Raw genomic sequence first — 19,670 nt, 5'->3', positions numbered from 1 at the left:
ACCCACGCCGCCGTTGCCTTTCAGCGCCGCCGTTGCATGAGTTCCTGCCGTTGCCGGTCTCGACTGACCAGCCCCACACCCGCCAGGGGCACTGCACAGCCGACCAGCATCAGGCTCCAGACGATGTATTCCATACCGAACAACAACAAAGCCCCGCCGACCATGAAAGTCGCAAGGCTTGGCACTCCCAGCGCGCAGATCAGCAAGGCGTGGGTACCCAGTTTTCTTCTGAACGGCACGCCGGTGCCGAACACACAGACCATCCATAAGTAAAGCCAGGCAACGATGGTCAGCAGGTAAGCACTCAGGTGCAGCAAATCGCCCGACATCCCGTATCCATGCATGGGTGTATCTCCCTTTCTCTATTCCATGATGATGATTTGGCTGGTCAATCCCGTGGTGCGCCGTGGGAAATTTTACACCCGCGCTGTAACAAATGGATGCCAGTAGTCGAGAGTTGGCCGTGAGCCGCCGCGTTTCATGACCTTTTCATTTTCATACGACCCATTTTTGACGGCCCTGCGCAGACTATAGGCCACCGTCAACCTGAGGCAGATGAGTACTTGAACCTCTCTGTCCCCCACCTCGGTATAACTCGTGAATAAACTTCCACAGATCACACTCGCGTTCTGGGTCATGAAAATCTGTGCGACTACCTTGGGTGAAACCGCCGGCGATCTGCTGTCGATGACCCTGGATGTCGGCTACCTGGTGAGTTCGCTGATTCTGATCAGCGTGTTCGTGGTCACGCTGATCACCCAACTGGCGTCCAGACGCTACAACCCGGCGCTGTACTGGCTGGTGATTCTCTCGACCAGTACCGCTGGCACAACGATATCCGATTTCATGGATCGCACGCTGGGCCTGGGCTATGCGACGGGTTCGGCGATCCTGATAGCGATCCTGCTGTCGATCTTCTCGGTCTGGTACCTGAGTGAAAAGTCGCTGTCGGTGAACCGCGTGACCACGCTCAAGGCTGAGTTGTTCTACTGGTTCGCGATCCTGTTTTCCAACACGCTGGGCACGGCGCTGGGAGACTTCCTGGCGGACGACTCGGGGTTGGGTTTCATGGGCGGCGCGCTGCTGATCGGTTCGGCCATCGCCGTGGTCGTCCTGCTGCACTACACCACGCGCTTGTCTTCGGTCGCACTGTTCTGGATCGCCTTCGTGCTGACCCGGCCATTCGGCGCAACCCTGGGCGATGTATTGACCAAGCCACACGAGAAAGGCGGTCTGGACTTCGGCACCGTAGGATCGTCCATGGTATTGCTGGGGATCCTGGTGCTGCTGGTGGCGGCGGCAATGTTCTATCACCGCAAGCCCACCAGGACCTATGAGCAGATCGACGACAGAGAAGCTGCGTAGCCGTGCGGCTTACCGACACGGGCGAATCTTGCGCACGCCGCCGCTGGCAGGGCGTGCTGCTCTCAGGGTGTGACGGGCGCGCCAATGGCGGCGTTCACGCCCGGTGTAGCTGCCGGAGCTTCAGGGCTGTGCTTCCCATGGCAACGGCTTGCCCGCCCGCACTCTGGCGTTGAGTGAACGCAGCAGATCGAGGGGATCACGATCTTGCATCGCGTGACTTTGCTCATCGACCCAACTCATGACCTGCTGCCTGTCGAGCGTCGGCCGGCGATGAAGAATCTCCACCAGCTGGCGCTCGCAGTGCTGGGCGTAGGCGACCACGCTGGAAAACAAAGGGCTGTTCATTGTCCCGACACCTCGCCATCGAATAACCCGTTCAGGCCTTGAAAAGACGCCAGATTTTTCCCGCTCCCATTACCACCAGCAACACAATAGCACCGGCAATCACCCCCGCTACAGCATTGAGCAGGGTCGGCACGACCAGCGCCAGGCCTCCGGCCGCAGAGGCAGTGGCGGCGGTGATGTTTTCGATGGCGTGGTGCAGCACAGGCAAGCCGTGGGTGAGGATGCCGCCGCCGACCAGGAACATCGCTGCAGTGCCAATCACCGAAAGGCTTTTCATCATGTAGGGTGCGGCACTCAACACGCCGCGGCCCAGCCCGCGCTGCATCCGCCGCAGGCTGCCATCGCCCTTGAGCTCGCTGAGGTACAGACCGCCATCATCGAGCTTGACGATGACCCCGACCAGCCCATACACGCCGATGGTCATGACAATCGCAATGCCCGACAACACGATGACCTGCTGGGTCAGGGAGGCCGCAGCCACTGTGCCTAGGGTAATGGCGATGATTTCGGCCGAGAGGATGAAGTCGGTACGCACCGCGCCCTTGATCTTGTCTTTCTCGAAGGCGACCAGGTCGGTCGCCGGGTCTGCCACCGCTTCGCTCAGACTGGCGTGATCGGCCTGGTCTTGTTCAGCGCTGTGCAGGTACTTGTGCGCCAGTTTTTCAAAGCCCTCGAAACACAGATAAGCGCCACCGAGCATCAGCAACGGCGTCACCGCCCACGGGATGAAAGCGCTGATGGCCAATGCCGCCGGGACCAGGATCAATTTGTTGATGAACGAGCCCTTGGCCACCGCCCACACCACCGGCAGCTCGCGCTCGGCGCGCACACCGGAGACCTGTTGGGCGTTGAGCGCCAGATCATCGCCCAGCACGCCGGCGGTTTTCTTGGCCGCCATCTTGGTCATCAGCGCGACGTCATCGAGCACCGTTGCGATGTCGTCGATCAGCACCAACAAACTGCTTCCTGCCATCAGCGATCGTCCTTCCAGATAAAAGTAGCGCCGAGCATAGCCCGAGCCGCTGTCCCAGTCTGCCCTTGCAGCAATCTTGAGCCTGCCGCGAGGCCGGTGCTAACATTCGCCACCGCCGAGCAGGCAAGGAAATTCCGCTTTATGAGCAGCATCCGCGAGCGCAACAAAGAACTGATCCTGCGCGCAGCCAGTGAAGAATTCGCCGACAAAGGATTCGCCGCCAGCAAGACCAGCGACATCGCCGCCAAGGCAGGTGTGCCCAAGCCTAACGTCTACTACTACTTCAAATCCAAGGAAAACCTCTACCGCGAGGTGCTCGAAAGCATCATCGAGCCGATCATGCAGGCCTCGACGCCGTTCAATCGTGAAGGTGTACCGGCCCAGGTCCTGAGCGCCTACATCCGCTCCAAGATCCGCATCTCGCGCGACCTGCCGTTTGCGTCCAAGGTATTTGCCAGCGAGATCATGCACGGCGCGCCGCATCTGACGCCCGAGCAGGTAGAACAGCTCAACGGGCAGGCCAGACACAATATCGACTGCATCCAGGGCTGGATTGACGAAGGCCTTATTGCGCCGATCGACCCCCATCATCTGATGTTCAGCATCTGGGCCGCGACGCAGACCTACGCCGACTTCGACTGGCAGATATCGACCGTCACCGGCAAGACCAGGCTGGATGACGCCGACTACGAGGCCGCTGCCCAAACCATCATTCGCCTGGTGCTCAAGGGGTGCGAGCCTGACCGCTGAGCGTTATGCCGGCTTGCCTGTCTCCAGCGCCTTGTCGACGCCGTCGAGCAACTGGCCAAAACTCCAGGGCTTGCGGATAAACGTCACCGGGTGCTGAACGCCGGAGCTTTCCGGCGTTTCGTGGCCCGACATGATCAGGATCGGAATCTGCGGCCATTTGTTGCCTGACAGGTTGGCAAGGTCGGCACCGTTCAAGGTGCCCGGCATCAGGATATCGGTCAGCAGCAGCGACACGCCGTCAGCGTTGTCATCCAGATACTTCGCCGCCGCGTCGGCGCTTTCCAGCGAGTAGGTGGAAAAACCTTCGTCTGCAAGAATCTCGCACACGAAATCGCGAATGATCGACTCGTCTTCCACGACCAGAATCAGTTTTTTTTGCTGCTCTTTTTCCGCCATTTGCGCTGCATCCACAATAATTCTTCCCATTGCCTGCCCGGCCGGCCCTGTCCTGGACTCGGGTTGTTGTCCGTACTGTGAACGGCGCAGGCGCTGGAAATTCCATTTGGAAATGACATTTGGTCGAAACGGTTGTAACAGAGTGCCGGGAACGACCCCGATTGATCATCGAGGCGCAATGAAATGGCATTGCAGGAGCCAGCTTGCGCCGCTGCATCGGGCTGATCGGTGTGGGCCTGAATTCAATCGCGAGCACGCTCACTTCTATCGTTTGGCGGATGCTGCACTTTGTGACGGGCATAAAAAAACCCGCCGAAGCGGGTTTGTGCAAGACCGTCCAACTCCTTGTCGGTAGCCATTCATGGCAGCGGTCGATCGTCCCTGATCCTGCAGCGGTCCGTTGCTGCAGTTGATGGATCCAATTTACCGTCAATCCGGGATCCAACATAGAGCCAAACGCTTCACTTCGTGTAAGCCTTTGGCTATACCTGTAAAAAATATGACGCCATTTTTTGGGCGCACCTAGGCTGTTTCTGACATATCCGACGGCTAGCGCATAAATGCCCCACAACAGTCTCAGGTTTGTCTCGCGCAAGCCGAGACGCTGTATGACGCAGATACCCCAGCTTTGAAGCCATCGCGGCAAGACCTCGTCAGGCAAACCGCGTTTCAGACGGTTTGCCGCGACAACAAGAACAATGAACGGAGTGACGGTTATGACTATGCGCAATCTTTCGATCAGCCGGCGTTTGTGGCTGATCCTCATCGTCGCTGTGTTGATGTTGTTCACGCTGGCCGCGGCCATGCTCAAGCAAATCCATGACGACCTGTACGATGGCAAGGCGCAGAAAACCATGCACGTGGTGCAGACCGCCAGCGGCCTGCTCGACTATTACCATGGTCTGGAAAGCGCAGGTTCGCTGACCCGCGAACAGGCTCAGCAGCAGGCCATGGATGCCATTCGCGGCCTGCGCTACAACCAGACCGACTACTTCTGGATCAACGACCTGCGCCCGGTCATGATCATGCACCCGGCCAACCCCAAGCTGGTCGGTCAGGACCTTTCGGGCATCAAGGACCCTGACGGCTTTCAGGTCTTCAATGAAATGGTCACCGTGGCCAAAGCCAAAGGCGCCGGCATGGTCAACTATCGCTGGCCAAAACCTGGCGCCAGCGATGCCGTGGAGAAAACCTCTTACATCTCCTTGTTCACCCCATGGGGCTGGATCATCGGCTCCGGCGTGTACGTCGACGACGTGCAGGCCGAATTCCAGCAGCAGGTGATCAAGGCGCTGTCGATCAGCGTCGGGATCATTGTGCTCATGGCATTGCTGCTGACGCTGATCGGCCGCAGCATCGCCGGCCCGCTGAAAACCACGGTCGAGGCCATGGCCAACATCGCCAGCGGCGAGAGCGATCTGACCCGCAGCCTGGAAACCCACGGCAACGACGAAATCACCCAACTGGCCCGGCATTTCAACGCGTTTACCGCCAAGCTGCGCCAGGTCGTCACCGAACTGCAGCTGTCGGCCGTCGGTCTTGGCCAGGCCTCCAGCGAGCTGGGCAGCAACGCTGTGCAGGCGCAGGAACGCAGCCAGCAGCAATCGATGCAGATGGAGCAGGTCGCAACCGCCGTCAACGAGGTCACCTACGGCGTGCAGGATGTGGCGAAAAATGCCGAGCATGCCGCCAGCGAGATGCGTAACGCGCAATCCCAGGCGCAGCAGGGTCAGGCCAACATCGACAGCAGCCTGAAACAGATCGATCACCTGTCCGGCACTATCGATCAGGCCGTGGAAGTGATTCGCACCCTGGCCCGCGAGAGCACGCAGATCGGCGGTGTCCTGGAGGTGATCAGCTCCATTGCCGAGCAGACCAACCTGCTGGCGCTGAACGCAGCCATTGAAGCGGCGCGGGCCGGTGATCAGGGTCGCGGGTTTGCCGTGGTGGCCGACGAAGTGCGGCTGCTGGCTCAGCGTACGCAGAAGTCGACTGCCGAGATCCAGGCGATGATCGAGCGCCTGCAAACGCATTCCGACGCTGCGGTGAAAGTCATCGGTGACAGCAGCCGCTCTTCGCAACTGACCATCGAACAGGCCAACCTGGCGGGCCAGAGTCTGACATCGATCAGCCAGGCGCTTCACAACCTCAATGGCCTTAACGCCTCCATCGCCAGCGCCACGCTGGAGCAATCCCATGTGGTCGAAGACATCAACCAGAACGTTACCCAGGCCGCCCAACTGTCGCAGAGCACGGCGGTGGCTGCCGAGCAGTCCAGCGCTGCCAGTGCACAGCTCAAAGGCTTGAGCGAGCAGTTGAACGGGTTGTTGAGGCAGTTTCGGGTGTGATCCAGGCGCCATAACCCTGAAGGAGCCGGCTTGCTGACGAATGCGATGGGTCAATCAACCTGTTCGTCGCAGACCCAATGCGTTCGCCAGCAAGCCGGCTCCCACCGCCTTCGGCCAGAATCAACAGCCGGTGCGCGACACCAAACCAATGGACCAGCCACAAGGTGTCTGACTGACCCTTGCAGTTGGTCGCGCTCCCCTCGGCAGCTTGCTCATCATTAACGAGTGAGCCATTATGTATACAATAACTAATAATATTGAATACATATATGCCAGCACTCATACCTGCCCCCTCCTCTCACTGCCCTGACTGGGCCGAAGCGCTGCTCAACGGCTTCAGCCAGGTGCTGCTGCAGCGCAACCCCCTGTGCGGCCTGTTCTGCCTGCTGGCAATCCTGATCAGCGCGCCCTCCTCGCTGGGTGGCGCCTTGCTCGGGGCTGTGGCCGGTCTGTTGACGGCGCAGCGGCGCGGCTATGCCAAGGCTGAGCGGCAGTCCGGGGTGTACAGCTATAACGGCGTCCTGCTGGGATTGCTGATCTGCTATCGCTTCGAGTGGTCCCCGCTGTTGCCGCCGCTGATCATCGCCTGCGGGGGACTGAGCGCCATGCTGATGCGTGCCTGGCTGCAACGCACCCCCAGGGCTTCATGCCTGAAGGCCTACACCGCACCGTTCGTGCTGTTCAGCTGGGTGCTGCTGCTGTTCGCCGATCCACTGCCCGGCATGCGCGTCGCCGACGGCGACCTGATCCAGGCATTGCCGCTGGGGCTGGGACAGGTGTTCCTGCTGGACCATCCGTTGGCAGGCGTGCTGATTGGTGTCGGCCTGGTGCTCGCTAACCGTACGGCGGCCATGTGGGCCGCAGTGGGCTGCGCCAGTGGTGTCGCGTTCGCCCTGTGGCAGCAGGAGAATAATCTGGCGCTGCTTGGCCTGTCCGGCTACAACCCGGCATTGGCCGCGCTGGCGTTCAGTCACGCGCGCTACAAACCTTGGCTGCCAGGCATCGCTATTGTTCTGGCGATCGTTCTGCAACCCGGTTTCGCCGGGCTGGGCCTGGCGACGCTGACCGCGCCGTTCATTCTGGCGTGTTGGCTGGTGCAGGCCGGCGGTCGCCTTTTGCAGCAATCGATCAACGATCAGCGGTTGCGCTCCTGAGCGGTTTGTCACAGGCTCAGCCGACCCTGCAATCGGAACTGCACCATGGACAGCAACACGGGCTGGCGCGAACAGCTACGCATCATCGTTTTTCAGACAGACACCAAGGCCGGTCGGCGCTTCGACAAGATCCTGCTGCTGATCATTCTCTGCAGCCTGCTGATCGTCATCATCGACAGCATCGAGGCCGTGCACCGCCAATACGCTGACCTGTTCGCCTACATCGAATGGGGTTTCACCGTCGTCTTTGCCGTCGAATACATCCTGCGCCTGTACTGCTCGCCCAAACCCCTGAAGTACGCATTCAGCTTCTACGGCCTGATCGACCTGCTGGCCATCGTCCCGGGCATCCTGGCGATCTATTACAGCGACGCCCAGTACCTGCTGATCGTTCGCGTGGTGCGGATGCTGCGGATCTTCCGCGTGCTCAAGCTCAGCCCATACCTCAAGCAGGCCAACTACTTGCTGGCAGCGCTGCGCGGCAGCAAACAGAAGATCATTGTGTTTCTGCTGACCGTATCGACGCTGGTGACGGTGTTCGGCACCTTGATGTATGTCATCGAGGGCCCGGACCATGGCTTCACCAGCATTCCCAAGGGCATCTACTGGGCGATCGTCACCCTGACCACCGTAGGCTTTGGCGACATCGTGCCGAAGACGCCGGTAGGGCAGATTCTGTCCTCGCTGGTGATGATTACCGGTTACTCGATCATCGCTGTGCCCACCGGGATTTTCACCGCTGAACTGGCCAACGCCATGCGCGGCGACCAGTTGCAACATGACTGCCCGGTATGCGCCAAGAACAGCCATGAGCAGAGTGCGGCGTTCTGCTCGCGCTGTGGCAACGCGTTGTTCCCCAGGGTCGACTCGGTCTCAGTGACCGAGCCCGTGGAAAAGGCATAACCACATGATCTTTTAATCTATGGCCAGCTGAAGGTTTTCGTTATAGTCGCGGCCATTAGCCATCCGTTTTTTACATAAGAGCGTCTGCCCAAAGCACGCCCTCACACGACAAAGGACTTCGCAGTGAACAAACTCTTCGCCGCCTCCCTGCTGGCCGCAGGTCTTGCCTTCGGCAGCGCCGCACATGCCGCGCCGACCCTGCTCAACGTCTCCTATGACGTGATGCGCGACTTCTACAAGGACTACAACGCCGCGTTCCAGAAACACTGGGAAGCCGAGCACAAGGAAAACGTCGCGGTGCAGATGTCGTTCGGCGGCTCGAGCAAACAGGCGCGCTCGGTCATCGATGGCCTGCCGGCGGACGTCATCACCATGAACATGGCCACCGACATCAACGCCCTGGCCGATAATGGCAAACTGGTGCCGGATAACTGGGTCACCCGCCTGCCGAACAACAGCGCGCCGTTCACCTCGGCCACTGTATTCATCGTGCGCAAGGGCAACCCCAAGGCGCTGAAAGACTGGAACGATCTGGTCAAAGATGGCGTGGAAGTGATCGTGCCCAACCCGAAAACCTCGGGCAACGGCCGCTACACCTACCTCTCGGCCTGGGGCTATACCCTGAAGAACGGCGGCGACGAGGCCGCCGCGAAGAAGTTTGTCGGCGAGCTGTTCAAGCACGTGCCGGTACTCGACACCGGCGGTCGTGGCGCCACCACCACCTTCATGACCAACCAGATTGGCGATGTGCTGATCACCTTCGAAAACGAAGCCGAAATGATCGCTCGCGAATTCGGCCGTGACCAGTTCGAAGTGGTCTACCCAAGCGTTTCCGCCGAAGCCGAGCCGCCCGTCAGTGTGGTCGACAAAGTGGTCGACAAGAAAGGCTCCCGCGCACTGGCCGAGGACTATCTGAAGTACCTGTGGTCCCCTGAAGGCCAGGAAATCGCTGCCAACAACTACCTGCGTCCACGCGACCCGGCGGTGTTGGCCAAGTACACCGACCGCTTCCCGAAAGTCGATTTCCTGTCGGTGGAAAAAACCTTCGGCGACTGGCGCACCGTGCAAAAGACCCACTTCAATGATGGCGGTGTGTTCGACCAGATCTATCCGGCCAAATAAGCGGACTGGGTCAGACAAAAAAACGGCGACCTGAAGAGGTCGCCGTTTTTTGTTTGGGCCTGATAGCCCGATATTCCAGGCTTGATCAGCGATCCCCAGCAAGCCCCTGCCCCGCCTGCGGCAGAAGCACAATCCTGCAGATCAGCTCAATTCCCGAACTGTTTGCTCAACCCCGGTGGTACGCCGCTGGCATCGGTTGGCTGCCATGGGCCGGCTGGCGAGGTGGCCCAGGTCCAGCCGTTGTTCCAGCGGTAGTAGGTGCGTTGGCGGTAGAAGGTGTTGGGCACGTTGTCCAGCACATGCACGCCCAGACGCGCGTCCCAGTGGCTGTTGCCTCCTGGTGGCGGGGCGAAATGGGCAGAGGTTTTCGGGCCTGAGGGGATCGGCGTCGAGGGCGGGGTGTGCGGTGTGGTGCGCGGCGTCCCGGGTTGCGGGGTCGGTGACGGTCCGGGCATGGTCGAAATCGGCTCGGAACTCTGCGGACCGGGGTGCTGGACCGCACAGGCGGCGCTCAAGGCCACCACCGAACTCAACAAGGCAAATCGTACGACGCGATACATAGAGGTTCTCTACCTGTTGCTTGATCGGGCTACTGATCGGGGCTGTCGATGGTCAAGGCCTGGCGGGCGGTCACGCTGCTGGGCAACGGTTGACTGCGACCGATCCACTCACCGGAGGTGGGCTGGCCTGCGCGGGACACCCGGGCAACCAGTTGGACTTCGGCAAAGTTGGACAGTTTCAGTTGCGGCATCATTGCGTCGGCGTCGGTCAGCTCCACTTCCACCGGCAGATCCGCCACGGTCACGCGCTTGACTGCCAGGGGCGCCGGCGGACCGGACACAGCGCGAGCGAAGACAAACACCGTGTCACCGGGCTGGACTTTGCTTTTCAGCTCCTCGGACAGGCTCACCTGAACCTTCAGACGGGCGCCCTGAACCACGGGCAACGGCGCGTCCTGCAGGCTGGCGCCACTTTGCACCAGCTTGTCGCTGGCCCGGGCAATGCCGCCCTCCAGTGCCGAGCGTGATGGATCGTTCGGCGGCAGCACGTTGAGCAGTCGCTTCCAATAGTCCACCGCCTCCTGGTAACGCTGTCCTTCAAAGGCGTTGATGCCCTTGAGCCCCAGGCTGGTGACCTCTTTGGGGTCGAGCTTGAGCGCTTCGTCGGACAGCGCCTGAACCTGCTCGGTCCAGGCCTTGTTGCTGGCGAAATACAACGCCTGCGCCCACTGCCCCAGCAGTTCCGGCTGGCGACCGGCCAACGCCACCGCGCGTCCGAACATGTTCGCCGCATCGGCCGGACGGTCCTGGGCCATGTAAGTCCGCGCGAGGAAATAAATGCTCTCGGCCGAATCGGGCTGCGCCTTCACCGCGCGCTCCAGACGATCGGTCATCTGCGCCAGCGAACCGGGCGGCTGGGCGAATTCGCGAGTCAGCTCGACCTTGTCACTGGCGCCAAAGTGCAGATACAGCACCAGGCCCATTACCGGCACCAGCACCGCCACCAGCAGGGGCAGCGGCTTGCCCAGGCGCGAAACGCGCGTCGCCGCAGCCCCTTCGGTATCGGCCAGCAGCTCTCGGGCAGCTTCTGCGCGGCCACTGGCCATTTGCGTGGCAGACAACACGCCTGCGGCCTGCTGCTCCTGCAGTTCTGCCAGGCGCTCCTCAAACAGCGCGACGTTCAGGGCGGTGCGGTCTTCTTCGGTCTGGGGGCGACGCCCGCGCAGCAAAGGAATCAGCAGGAAACTCAGGGCCACCAGCAACAGCAGGCCGGCCGCTAGCCAGAAATCGATCATTCGTGGTTTTTATCCAACAGGTGGGCGAGGCGCTGACGCTCCTCGTCGGAAAGCACATCGGCGTCTTCACTGCGCTGGCCGCGGCGACGCACGACAATCACCCCGATCAGCAGCACGCCGCCAAGCAGCAGGCCGGCAGGGCCGAACCAGAGCAGCCAGGTGTGGGCGTTGAGTTCAGGCTTGTAGCGCACGAACTCGCCGTAACGATCGACCATGAAGTCGATGATCTGCTGATTGCTCTGGCCTTCGCCGAGCATGCGGTAGATCTCTTTGCGCAGGTCGGCGGCAATCGGCGCGTTGGAGTCGGCGATGTCCTGATTCTGGCACTTGGGGCAGCGCAACTCGCGGGTCAGCTCGGTATAGCGAGCGCGCTCGGCTTCATCCTTGAAGGTGTACGCATCGATAGCCGCCTGGGCGTTGCCGACGCTACCCGACATCAACACGGCAGCAGCGAACATACCCCGCATCACTTGTAGAAGTGAGCTTGCTCGCGATAAGGCCTTTGCAGGATTCATTGCCCGCCCTCATCCACCAGGCCCTGATACAGACCGGCAAGTTTTTCCCGCCACACCGTCTCGTCGATCACGCCGACGTGCTTGTAGCGAATGATGCCCTTGCGATCGATCAGAAAGGTTTCCGGTGCGCCGTACACACCCAGGTTCAGTCCCAGGCTGCCGGTCTCATCGTTGATGTTGAGCCGGTACGGATCATGGAAATCCTTGAGCCACTTCAAGGCGTCGGCGTTGACGTCCTTGTAGTTGACGCCGTAGATCACCACCCCCTGCTGTGCGAGTTGGGTCAGCACCGGATGCTCGACCCGACAGGCGATGCACCAGGTGCCCCAGACATTCACCAGCGCCGGTTTGCCCAGCAGGTCGGCGCGGGTCAGCGGCTTGCCGTCCTGGACCGCGGGCAGGGAAAACTCGGGGAAAGGCTTGTCGATCAGCGCCGACGGCAACTCCGAGGGGTCCAGGTACAGGCCTCTGTAGAGAAATACCGCCATGCCCAGAAACAGCGCCAATGGAATCAACAACACCCAACGCTTCATACCGCCGCTCCCGACAGGCCCAGTGCATCACGAACCTTCGTCCTGACCTTGACCCGATAGCGCTGATCCAGCGCCGCCAGCAAACCGCCCAGCGCAGTGATCAGCCCACCGAACCAGATCCAGCGCACGAACGGTTTGACATGCACGCGCACCGCCCAGGCGCCGTTGTCCAGCGGCTCGCCCAACGCCACGTACAGGTCGCGAGTGAACCCGGCATCGATACCGGCTTCGGTCATCATCGAACGCTGCACGGTGTACAGGCGCTTTTCCGGGTACAACACAGTGATCTGCTTGCCGTCTTCCAGCACCCGGATGGTGCCTTCATCGGAGGTGAAGTTCGGCCCCTGAATATGCTTGGCACCGTCAAAGACGAACATGTATCCGCCCAGTTCCACCGATTCGCCAGGGGCCAGGCGCAGGTCACGCTCGGCGCTGTTCTGGCTCGACAGCACCACACCGAGCGCGACCACGGCGATGCCGATGTGCGCCAGCTGCATGCCCCAGTAACTGCGGGTCAGCGAACGGGCGCCCTTGAGCAGACCCTTGTGCCGGGTCTTGTCCAGCAGGTCACGCACACCGGCCAGCAGCACCCAGGCCGCCAGCATGAAGGTGGCCAGCACCGCCCAATGGAAATCGGCCATGGCGAACCCGGCCACCACGGCCAGTACCGCACTGCCGACCAGCACCGGAGCGAGCATGCTCAGCAGCCACTTGACCGGCGTGTTCTTCCAGCGCACCAGCACGCCGACCGCCATCACCGCCATCAACAGGCCCATCAGCGGCACGAACAAGGCATTGAAATAGGGCGGCCCGACCGACATCTTCGCCCCGCTCAAGGCGTCGAGCACCAGGGGGTAGAGGGTGCCGAGCAGGATCATGGAAGCGGCAACCACCAGCACCAGGTTATTACCCAGCAGCAGGGTTTCGCGCGACCACAGGCCAAAGCCGACATGGCTTTTCACCACCGGGGCGCGGATGGCGAACAGGGTCAGCGAACCACCCACCACCATCAGCAGGAAAATCAGGATGAACACGCCACGCGCCGGGTCGGAGGCAAAGGCGTGGACCGAGGTCAGCACCCCGGAACGCACCAGGAAGGTACCCAGCAGGCTCAGGGAAAATGCAGCGATGGCCAGCAGCACGGTCCAGCTTTTGAATACGCCGCGCTTTTCCGTGACCGCCAGCGAATGAATCAAGGCGGTGCCCACCAGCCACGGCATGAAGGATGCGTTTTCCACCGGGTCCCAGAACCACCAGCCGCCCCAGCCCAGCTCGTAGTAGGCCCACCATGAACCCAAGGTGATACCGACCCCCAGAAACGCCCAGGCGACGATGGTCCAGGGCCGTGACCAGCGCGCCCAGGCCGCGTCGAGACGACCGCCGAGCAGGGCCGCGATGGCGAAGGAGAACGCGACGGAAAAACCGACGTAGCCCATGTACAGCATCGGCGGATGAACGATCAGGCCGATGTCCTGCAACAATGGATTGAGGTCGCGGCCATCCTGCGGAATCTGCGGCAGCAGGCGGCTGAACGGATTGGAGGTGAGGATCAGGAACAACAGAAAGCCGACGCTGATCATGCCCATGACCGCCAGCACGCGCGCCAGCATGACCTGCGGCAGTTGCCGGGAGAACACCGACACGGCGAAGGTCCAGCCGCCGAGGATCAACGCCCACAACAGCAGCGAGCCTTCGTGGGCGCCCCACACGGCGCTGAATTTGTAGTACCAGGGCAAGGCGCTGTTGGAGTTCTCGGCAATGTAGGTCACCGAAAAGTCATCGATCATGAACGAGTAGGTCAGGCAGCCGAAGGCGAACAGCAGGAACGCGAACTGCCCCCAGGCAGCCGGCTGCGCCAGGCCCATCCACAGCCGATCGCCACGCCAGGCGCCGATCAGTGGCACCACGGCCTGCACGACGGCAAAACACAGGGCCAGGATCATGGCCAGATGGCCGAGTTCGGGAATCATGGCTTACCCCTGCTTGACTGGCATGGAAGACGCACCGGGCGTTGGCTGGCCGCTGTCTTTCAAGGCTTTGGTGACTTCCGGTGGCATGTACTTCTCATCGTGCTTGGCCAGCACTTCATCGGCGACCACCACACCATCGCCATTGAGCTTGCCCAGGGCCACGATGCCCTGCCCCTCGCGGAACAGATCGGGCAGGATGCCGCGGTAGGTGATGGTCACCGATTTGTTGAAATCGGTGACCACGAAGCTCACATCCAGCGAGTCGCCGGAACGCTGCAGCGAGCCTTTTTCAACCATGCCGCCTGCGCGAATGCGTGTGTCACGGGGCGCTTCGCCGCTGGCAATCTGGGTCGGGGTGTAGAACAGATTGATGTTCTCTTTCAGGGCGCTGAGGGCCAGGCTTACGGCGATACCGACCCCGGCCAGAATCGCCACGATGATCAACAGTCGCTTTTTTCGCAGCGGATTCACGTGTTGCTCTCCCGGCGCAAACGGCGCGCCTCTTGTTGCAGGTAACGCCGACGCGCCAACAGCGGTGACGCGACGTTGATTGCCAGTACCGTCAGGCAGATGCCATAGGCCGTCCAGACGTACAGCGCGTGTTTGCCCATAGCCAGAAAGTCGGCGAAGGAATCGAAGCTCATCGACCGTCTCCACTGCGCGGCGGTTGTTTACTCGAAAGCGGCCCCAGGCTCTTCATGACCTCATCCTTGACCCAGCTTGCGCGCGCCTCGCGCTTGAGCACTTCCAGGCGCATGCGCACCAGCAATACCGCAGCAAAGAAGCAATAGAAGCCCAGCACGGTGAACAGCAGCGGCAGCCACATTTCGGCCGGCATTGCCGGTTTTTCGGTGAAGCTGAAGGTTGCGCCCTGATGCAGGGTGTTCCACCACTGCACCGAATATTTGATGATCGGGATGTTGATCACGCCAACGATCGCCAGCACCGCACAGGCCTTGGCGGCACTGTCACGATTACTGATGGCGTTGCCCAGCGCAATCAGACCGAAGTACAGAAACAGCAGGATCAACATGGACGTCAGTCGGGCATCCCACACCCACCATGAGCCCCAGGTCGGCTTGCCCCAGATCGCGCCGGTGACCAGCGCCACGGCGGTCATCCACGCACCAATGGGCGCAGCGCACTGCAGCGCGACGTCGGCCATCTTCATCTTCCACACCAGGCCCACCACGCCGCACACCGCCAGCATCACGTAGCATGACTGCGCCAGCATGGCGGCGGGCACATGGATATAGATGATGCGAAAACTGTTGCCTTGCTGGTAATCCGGCGGCGCGAACGCCAGGCCCCAGACCACGCCGATGCCGATCAGCAACGCCGCGGCGATGCTCAGCCAGGGCAGCAGGCGACCGCTGATCCCGTAGAACCACTTCGGCGAGCCCAGTTTATGGAACCAGGCCCAACTGATCCCGGTTTTAGCCTTGGCGCTTGTGTTCATCATGTTGCCTTTTCATCACGGTGCTTTTCATGTTCAGGCGCGTCTATTGGGTGAAGCGTCCTGATCTTGCTCGTCTCGCGGACCTGACGCCGAGCGCCAGAAAAGCTGTCCAATCGGTCAAGACCCGATTATTCGCCAACGCTGATTTTCAAGCCAGCGGCAATTGCAAAGGGTGTCAGGGTTATCGCCAGTGCGGTCAGACTGCCAAGCCAAAGCAGATAGCCGGTCGCAGGCATGCCTTCAAGTGCTGCCTGCAAGGCGCCGCTGCCCAGAATCAATACCGGGATATACAGCGGCAGGATCAATAACGCCAGTAACAAACCGCCGCGCTTGAGGCCTACGGTCAATGCCGCGCCCACCGCGCCGAGCAGGCTCAAGACCGGCGTACCGAGCAACAGTGACAACAGCAGAACCGGCAGGCATGCCCCTGGCAGCCCCAGCATCAGCGCCAATAACGGTGCCAGCAGCACCAGTGCCAGGCCGGAAAACGCCCAATGCGCCAGCACTTTGGCCAGCACCAGCAGCGCCAGAGGGTGCGACGAAAGCACCCACTGTTCAAGTGAGCCGTCTTCGAAGTCGCTGCGAAACAATCCATCCAGTGACAGCAGCACCGACAACAACGCCGCCACCCAGACCAGCCCCGGTGACAACTGCCGGAGCATTTGCGACTCAGGCCCGACCGCCAGCGGAAACAGGGCGATGACGATGGCGAAGAACACCAGCGGGTTGAGCAATTCGGCGGGACGGCGAAACAGCAGACGGGCCTCGCGGGCGATCAGCAGGGTAAACACATGACTCATACGGCCCACTGCCCCAGGTCCAGATCGCGGTAACCGGCCGGTGTGCGGCTCAGTGTGTGGTGAGTGGTCAGCATCACCGCACCCCCCTTTTCGCAGTGCTGCGCCAAGTGCTCTTCGAGCTGCGCCACGCCCTGCTTGTCCAGCGCGGTGAACGGCTCGTCGAGCATCCACAGTGCCGGTCCCGGCAGGTGCAGGCGGGCCAGTGCCACGCGGCGCTTCTGCCCGGCCGACAAGGTATGGCACGGCACGTCTTCGAAACCGCGCAGTCCAACCGCTTCGAGGGCCCGCCAGATATCCTCGGGCGCGACGCTGTGATGCAAGGCGCAGAGCCAGATGAGGTTTTCCACCGGCGTGAGCAGCTCCTTGATCCCGGCCGCGTGACCGATCCACAACAGGTTCTGCGCCAGCTCGCCGCGTTGCTGCGTCAACGGCTTGCCGTCGAACAGAACCGCGCCCGCGGTGGGCTGCATCAGGCCGCTCAACAGGCGCAGCAGACTGGTCTTGCCGCTGCCATTGGGGCCGCTGACCTGCACCATGTCCCCTGCTGCCAGCCGCAGGTCGAGATGCTCGAACAGCAGCCGCCAGTCTCGCTCGCAGGCAAGCGCCACAGCTTCAAGAACAGGGAGCGACATGTGGACCTTCTTTTCGGATAGCAGGGGCGCACGGGGTTCAAGTCAGGGTCACGACGGCCGTTATACTGATGCAGCTCAACGGTAGCCCGCCGATGACCTCGGCGCAGGATTATACATAGATAGGCGCAGTTGCCGTTTTATCGCGTGACTGGAAACGTTCAGCCACCTGCCTTGCAGGGCACCTACAGCGCACATTCAGCGAGTCAGGATCAGATGACAGGCGATATACCCACTATTTCTCCAGTAGCGGCTGCCACCGCTTTGTTGCGTGCCGGTGTTGCACCGGGGGAAGTGCTCAAGCTGATGGAGCCGCGTGAAGGGCTGCTGAATTCGGGGCAAGTGGCCAATGCCGAGGTGGTCAGCCTCAAGCAGCTGGGCCAGGATTTTCAGCTGCTGCTCAGACTGACCATGGACAATGGCCGCCAGACCACCCTGCCGGTCAGCAGCTCGCTGCCGTTGACCCCCGGCACCAACGTCAACGTCGCTCAAGGCTCGGCCGACACCCTGACCATCAGTGTGCTGGATTTGCAGAAAGCCATCACCAACAGCCTGACCAGTATCGACACCCGCCAGCTTCCGGCCGGCACATTGCTGCAGGGCAAGGTGCTGACCACTCAAGTCATGGCCGAGAACGTCGCGCAACTGACCGGCCAATCCAGTGGCAGTGCAGGCACTCAGCCGACCTCATACCGCTCCATCGTGGTGTTGCTCAACACTGCCCTGGCCGGCAGCAGCCTGACCGTCGACAGCCCGCAACCTCTGCGGGTTGGCAGCCTGCTTAGCGCGCAGGTGCAGAACAGCCAGGCCCTGAGTTTCGTCGCCATGCCCAATCGACTCGACGAGCTGGCGCTGGCTCAGCAACTGTCGACTCAGCAAAGCCGTCAGGGCTCGCTGCAGAGCCTGCTGACGGCGCTGCAGAACCTGCCGCCGCGGACGCAGGGCAGCGACGACAACCTGACGCCCTCGCTGCGTGCCAGCATCGATCAGCTGTTCGCCGACCTGCCGGACCTGCAACAGATGACCACCCCCAAGGGCGTAGCGCTGGCCTTGAACGCCAGCGGGCTGTTCATGGAGTCGCGCCTGCTGGCGGGGCAAAATCCGACGCTGGTACCGGACATGAAGGCCAATCTGTTGCGCATCATCGCGCAGATTCTTCCCGGCCTGCCGGACAACGTCAGCTACAACGCCGCGGCGGCGGCCAACACCCTGGCGCGGGCGATGCCCAGCGTGATTCGCAATGCCTTGGGGACGCTGGGGCTGGTGGCGGCGCCGAGTCAGCCGATCAACTTCCCATTACCGGCCCGGACCTTGGGCAGCCCGATTGACAAGGACGACCTGGAGACGCTGCTGAAGCTGGCGGCAGGCGCTATGTCGCGGTTGCAAAGTCACCAACTCGGTGGGCTGGAACAGACGCGCACCACCGCCGAGGGCACGCAGGTCACCACCTGGCAGCTGGAGATCCCCATGCGCAACGCCCACGATATCGTGCCGCTGCAGGTCAAGGTCCAGCGTGAAGACACACCGCAGCGCGACGAAAACCCCGAAGCCGCCGCCCAGGAGAACAAGGAGAAGGAAAAACTCTGGCGGGTGGAGCTGGCGTTCGATCTGGAGCCGCTGGGCCCGCTGCAGGTTCAGGCACAACTGATCGCCGGTAGCCTCTCCAGCCAGATGTGGGCCGAACGCGAAGGCAGCGCCGAGTTGATCGCGGGCGAGCTGGACAACCTGCGTGCCCGACTGGTTGCCTGCGGCCTGAATGTGAAGGAGCTGGCGTGTAATCGCGGGGTACCGACCCAAGGGCCCAGAACCGTGCTGGAACAACGCTGGATCGACGAGAACGCCTGATGAGCAGAGCCGAGCAAACCCCACGCCAGGCCATTGCCCTGAGCTACGATGGCCAGCAGGCCCCGACCCTCACCGCCAAGGGCGATGACGCCCTGGCCGAAGCGATCCTGGCGATCGCCCGGGAATACAAAGTCCCGATCTATGAAAACGCAGAGCTGGTAAAAATGCTCGCTCGCATGGAACTGGGTGACAGCATCCCGCAGGAGCTGTACCTGACCATCGCCGAAATCATCGCATTCGCCTGGCATTTGAAAGGCAAGTTTCCGGTGGGATTCGATCCCGATCCTGAGCCGGTTGAGCGGGATATCACACCCCGTTGAGCGCCGCAGCATCGTGATCGTTCAACCCTGCGCGTGGTAACGGTCCGTACATCGACCTCTGTGAAGGCGGCTTGCTGCGAACGCGGTGGATCAGTCGCCATTGTCATCGCAGACACTGCGCATTAACAGGAAACCTGAGTATTGATCGTTCCCACGCTCCCCGTGGTAACGCCGCCCCGGACGCTCCGCGTCCACTCTGCGGGCGATGGCTGACGCGGAGCGTCATGAGATGCATTCCCACGCGGAGCGTGGGAACGATCAGATAATAAGAACCCTGCGCGTGAACAAAAACCTCTCTAGGAGTCGGCTTGCTGGCGAACGCGGTGGGTCAGTCGCTATCGTCATCGCAGGCACTGCGCATTAACAGGAAACCTGAGTGTTGATCGTTCCCACGCTCCGCGTGGTAACGCCGCCCAGGACGCTCCGCGTCCACTCTGCGGGCGATGGC

General features: G+C 61.5%; 22 protein-coding genes. 8 read left to right on the top strand and 14 right to left on the bottom strand.

Translation table 11 applies throughout. The annotated features are described in order from the left end of the window. Nucleotides 1-20: 20 nt before the first annotated feature. A complete protein-coding gene (locus ACI2KS_RS07425; protein ID WP_404618674.1) occupies nucleotides 21-329 on the bottom strand; it encodes a hypothetical protein in 309 nt (102 codons plus the stop codon). 268 nt (nucleotides 330-597) lie between these two features. Between ACI2KS_RS07425 and ACI2KS_RS07420 the strand changes: the two genes are divergently transcribed. Continuing rightward, nucleotides 598-1,365: a hypothetical protein gene (locus ACI2KS_RS07420; RefSeq protein ID WP_404618672.1), complete on the top strand. Its 768-nt coding sequence runs from the start codon at nucleotides 598-600 to the stop codon at nucleotides 1,363-1,365. A gap of 120 nt (nucleotides 1,366-1,485) precedes the next feature. Here the strand turns inward: ACI2KS_RS07420 and ACI2KS_RS07415 are convergent, their stop codons facing one another. Both ACI2KS_RS07415 and ACI2KS_RS07410 read right to left on the bottom strand, forming a co-directional pair. Continuing rightward, on the bottom strand, nucleotides 1,486-1,710 hold the full coding sequence (locus tag ACI2KS_RS07415) for a hypothetical protein (protein ID WP_404618671.1): 225 nt from the start codon (nucleotides 1,708-1,710) through the stop codon (nucleotides 1,486-1,488). 31 nt (nucleotides 1,711-1,741) lie between these two features. Next, a complete protein-coding gene (locus tag ACI2KS_RS07410) occupies nucleotides 1,742-2,683 on the bottom strand; it encodes a DUF808 domain-containing protein (protein WP_404618669.1) in 942 nt (313 codons plus the stop codon). Nucleotides 2,684-2,824: 141 nt separating this feature from the next. Between ACI2KS_RS07410 and ACI2KS_RS07405 the strand changes: the two genes are divergently transcribed. Further along, nucleotides 2,825-3,433 (top strand): TetR/AcrR family transcriptional regulator, encoded by a 609-nt coding sequence (locus ACI2KS_RS07405; RefSeq protein WP_404618667.1) that lies wholly within the window; start codon nucleotides 2,825-2,827, stop codon nucleotides 3,431-3,433. 3 nt (nucleotides 3,434-3,436) lie between these two features. Here ACI2KS_RS07405 and ACI2KS_RS07400 read toward each other — a convergent pair whose 3' ends face one another. Beyond that, nucleotides 3,437-3,859, bottom strand: coding sequence for a response regulator (locus ACI2KS_RS07400; RefSeq protein ID WP_404618666.1), 423 nt, complete (start codon nucleotides 3,857-3,859; stop codon nucleotides 3,437-3,439). A 686-nt stretch (nucleotides 3,860-4,545) separates the two neighbouring features. Here ACI2KS_RS07400 and ACI2KS_RS07395 point away from each other — a divergent pair. The 4 genes from ACI2KS_RS07395 (at nucleotide 4,546) to ACI2KS_RS07380 (ending at nucleotide 9,356) form a co-directional block, all read left to right on the top strand. Then, nucleotides 4,546-6,177, top strand: a complete 1,632-nt coding sequence (locus ACI2KS_RS07395; protein WP_404618664.1) for a methyl-accepting chemotaxis protein — start codon at nucleotides 4,546-4,548, stop codon at nucleotides 6,175-6,177. 269 nt (nucleotides 6,178-6,446) lie between these two features. After that, nucleotides 6,447-7,331 carry an urea transporter gene (locus ACI2KS_RS07390; protein ID WP_404618662.1) on the top strand — a complete coding sequence of 295 codons (885 nt, stop codon included), beginning with the start codon at nucleotides 6,447-6,449 and terminating at the stop codon, nucleotides 7,329-7,331. A 45-nt stretch (nucleotides 7,332-7,376) separates the two neighbouring features. Next, nucleotides 7,377-8,234, top strand: coding sequence for an ion transporter (locus ACI2KS_RS07385; protein WP_404618660.1), 858 nt, complete (start codon nucleotides 7,377-7,379; stop codon nucleotides 8,232-8,234). Between the two features lie 123 nt (nucleotides 8,235-8,357). Beyond that, complete coding sequence (locus ACI2KS_RS07380) at nucleotides 8,358-9,356, top strand: sulfate ABC transporter substrate-binding protein (protein ID WP_404618658.1); 999 nt, start codon at nucleotides 8,358-8,360, stop codon at nucleotides 9,354-9,356. 146 nt (nucleotides 9,357-9,502) lie between these two features. Here ACI2KS_RS07380 and ACI2KS_RS07375 read toward each other — a convergent pair whose 3' ends face one another. From ACI2KS_RS07375 to ccmA, 10 genes are all read right to left on the bottom strand, one after another. Then, nucleotides 9,503-9,916, bottom strand: coding sequence for a hypothetical protein (locus ACI2KS_RS07375; protein WP_404618656.1), 414 nt, complete (start codon nucleotides 9,914-9,916; stop codon nucleotides 9,503-9,505). Between the two features lie 29 nt (nucleotides 9,917-9,945). Then, complete coding sequence (gene ccmI / locus ACI2KS_RS07370) at nucleotides 9,946-11,151, bottom strand: c-type cytochrome biogenesis protein CcmI (RefSeq protein WP_404618654.1); 1,206 nt, start codon at nucleotides 11,149-11,151, stop codon at nucleotides 9,946-9,948. Continuing rightward, complete coding sequence (locus tag ACI2KS_RS07365; protein ID WP_404619471.1) at nucleotides 11,148-11,618, bottom strand: cytochrome c-type biogenesis protein; 471 nt, start codon at nucleotides 11,616-11,618, stop codon at nucleotides 11,148-11,150. Before ACI2KS_RS07365 ends, ccmI begins: the two co-directional genes overlap by 4 nt. Before the next feature lie 44 nt (nucleotides 11,619-11,662). Further along, a complete protein-coding gene (locus ACI2KS_RS07360) occupies nucleotides 11,663-12,199 on the bottom strand; it encodes a DsbE family thiol:disulfide interchange protein (RefSeq protein WP_404618652.1) in 537 nt (178 codons plus the stop codon). After that, nucleotides 12,196-14,169 (bottom strand): heme lyase CcmF/NrfE family subunit, encoded by a 1,974-nt coding sequence (locus ACI2KS_RS07355; RefSeq protein ID WP_404618650.1) that lies wholly within the window; start codon nucleotides 14,167-14,169, stop codon nucleotides 12,196-12,198. The genes ACI2KS_RS07360 and ACI2KS_RS07355 overlap by 4 nt, the downstream gene beginning before the upstream one ends. A 3-nt stretch (nucleotides 14,170-14,172) precedes the next feature. After that, nucleotides 14,173-14,640, bottom strand: coding sequence for a cytochrome c maturation protein CcmE (ccmE, locus tag ACI2KS_RS07350; RefSeq protein ID WP_404618648.1), 468 nt, complete (start codon nucleotides 14,638-14,640; stop codon nucleotides 14,173-14,175). Further along, nucleotides 14,637-14,813, bottom strand: a complete 177-nt coding sequence (gene ccmD / locus ACI2KS_RS07345; protein WP_404618646.1) for a heme exporter protein CcmD — start codon at nucleotides 14,811-14,813, stop codon at nucleotides 14,637-14,639. The genes ccmE and ccmD overlap by 4 nt, the downstream gene beginning before the upstream one ends. After that, a complete protein-coding gene (locus ACI2KS_RS07340; protein WP_404619469.1) occupies nucleotides 14,810-15,628 on the bottom strand; it encodes a heme ABC transporter permease in 819 nt (272 codons plus the stop codon). Before ACI2KS_RS07340 ends, ccmD begins: the two co-directional genes overlap by 4 nt. Before the next feature lie 128 nt (nucleotides 15,629-15,756). Then, nucleotides 15,757-16,428 (bottom strand): heme exporter protein CcmB, encoded by a 672-nt coding sequence (gene ccmB / locus ACI2KS_RS07335; RefSeq protein WP_404618645.1) that lies wholly within the window; start codon nucleotides 16,426-16,428, stop codon nucleotides 15,757-15,759. After that, entirely contained in the window at nucleotides 16,425-17,060 is a 636-nt protein-coding gene (gene ccmA, locus ACI2KS_RS07330) for a cytochrome c biogenesis heme-transporting ATPase CcmA (protein ID WP_404618643.1), read from the bottom strand. The genes ccmB and ccmA overlap by 4 nt, the downstream gene beginning before the upstream one ends. A 213-nt stretch (nucleotides 17,061-17,273) precedes the next feature. Here ccmA and ACI2KS_RS07325 point away from each other — a divergent pair, with 213 nt between their 5' ends. Together ACI2KS_RS07325 and ACI2KS_RS07320 are read left to right on the top strand one after the other, a co-directional pair. Continuing rightward, nucleotides 17,274-18,902, top strand: a complete 1,629-nt coding sequence (locus tag ACI2KS_RS07325; protein WP_404618641.1) for a flagellar hook-length control protein FliK — start codon at nucleotides 17,274-17,276, stop codon at nucleotides 18,900-18,902. Beyond that, the gene (locus ACI2KS_RS07320; RefSeq protein ID WP_404618639.1) at nucleotides 18,902-19,222 is read left to right on the top strand and encodes an EscU/YscU/HrcU family type III secretion system export apparatus switch protein; all 321 of its coding nucleotides are present in this window, start codon (nucleotides 18,902-18,904) and stop codon (nucleotides 19,220-19,222) included. The genes ACI2KS_RS07325 and ACI2KS_RS07320 overlap by 1 nt, the downstream gene beginning before the upstream one ends. Nucleotides 19,223-19,670 lie beyond the last annotated feature (448 nt).

This window comes from Pseudomonas sp. NPDC087358, assembly GCF_044900785.1.
Lineage (GTDB): Bacteria > Pseudomonadota > Gammaproteobacteria > Pseudomonadales > Pseudomonadaceae > Aquipseudomonas.
This window is presented reverse-complemented; position numbering and strand designations above follow the sequence as displayed.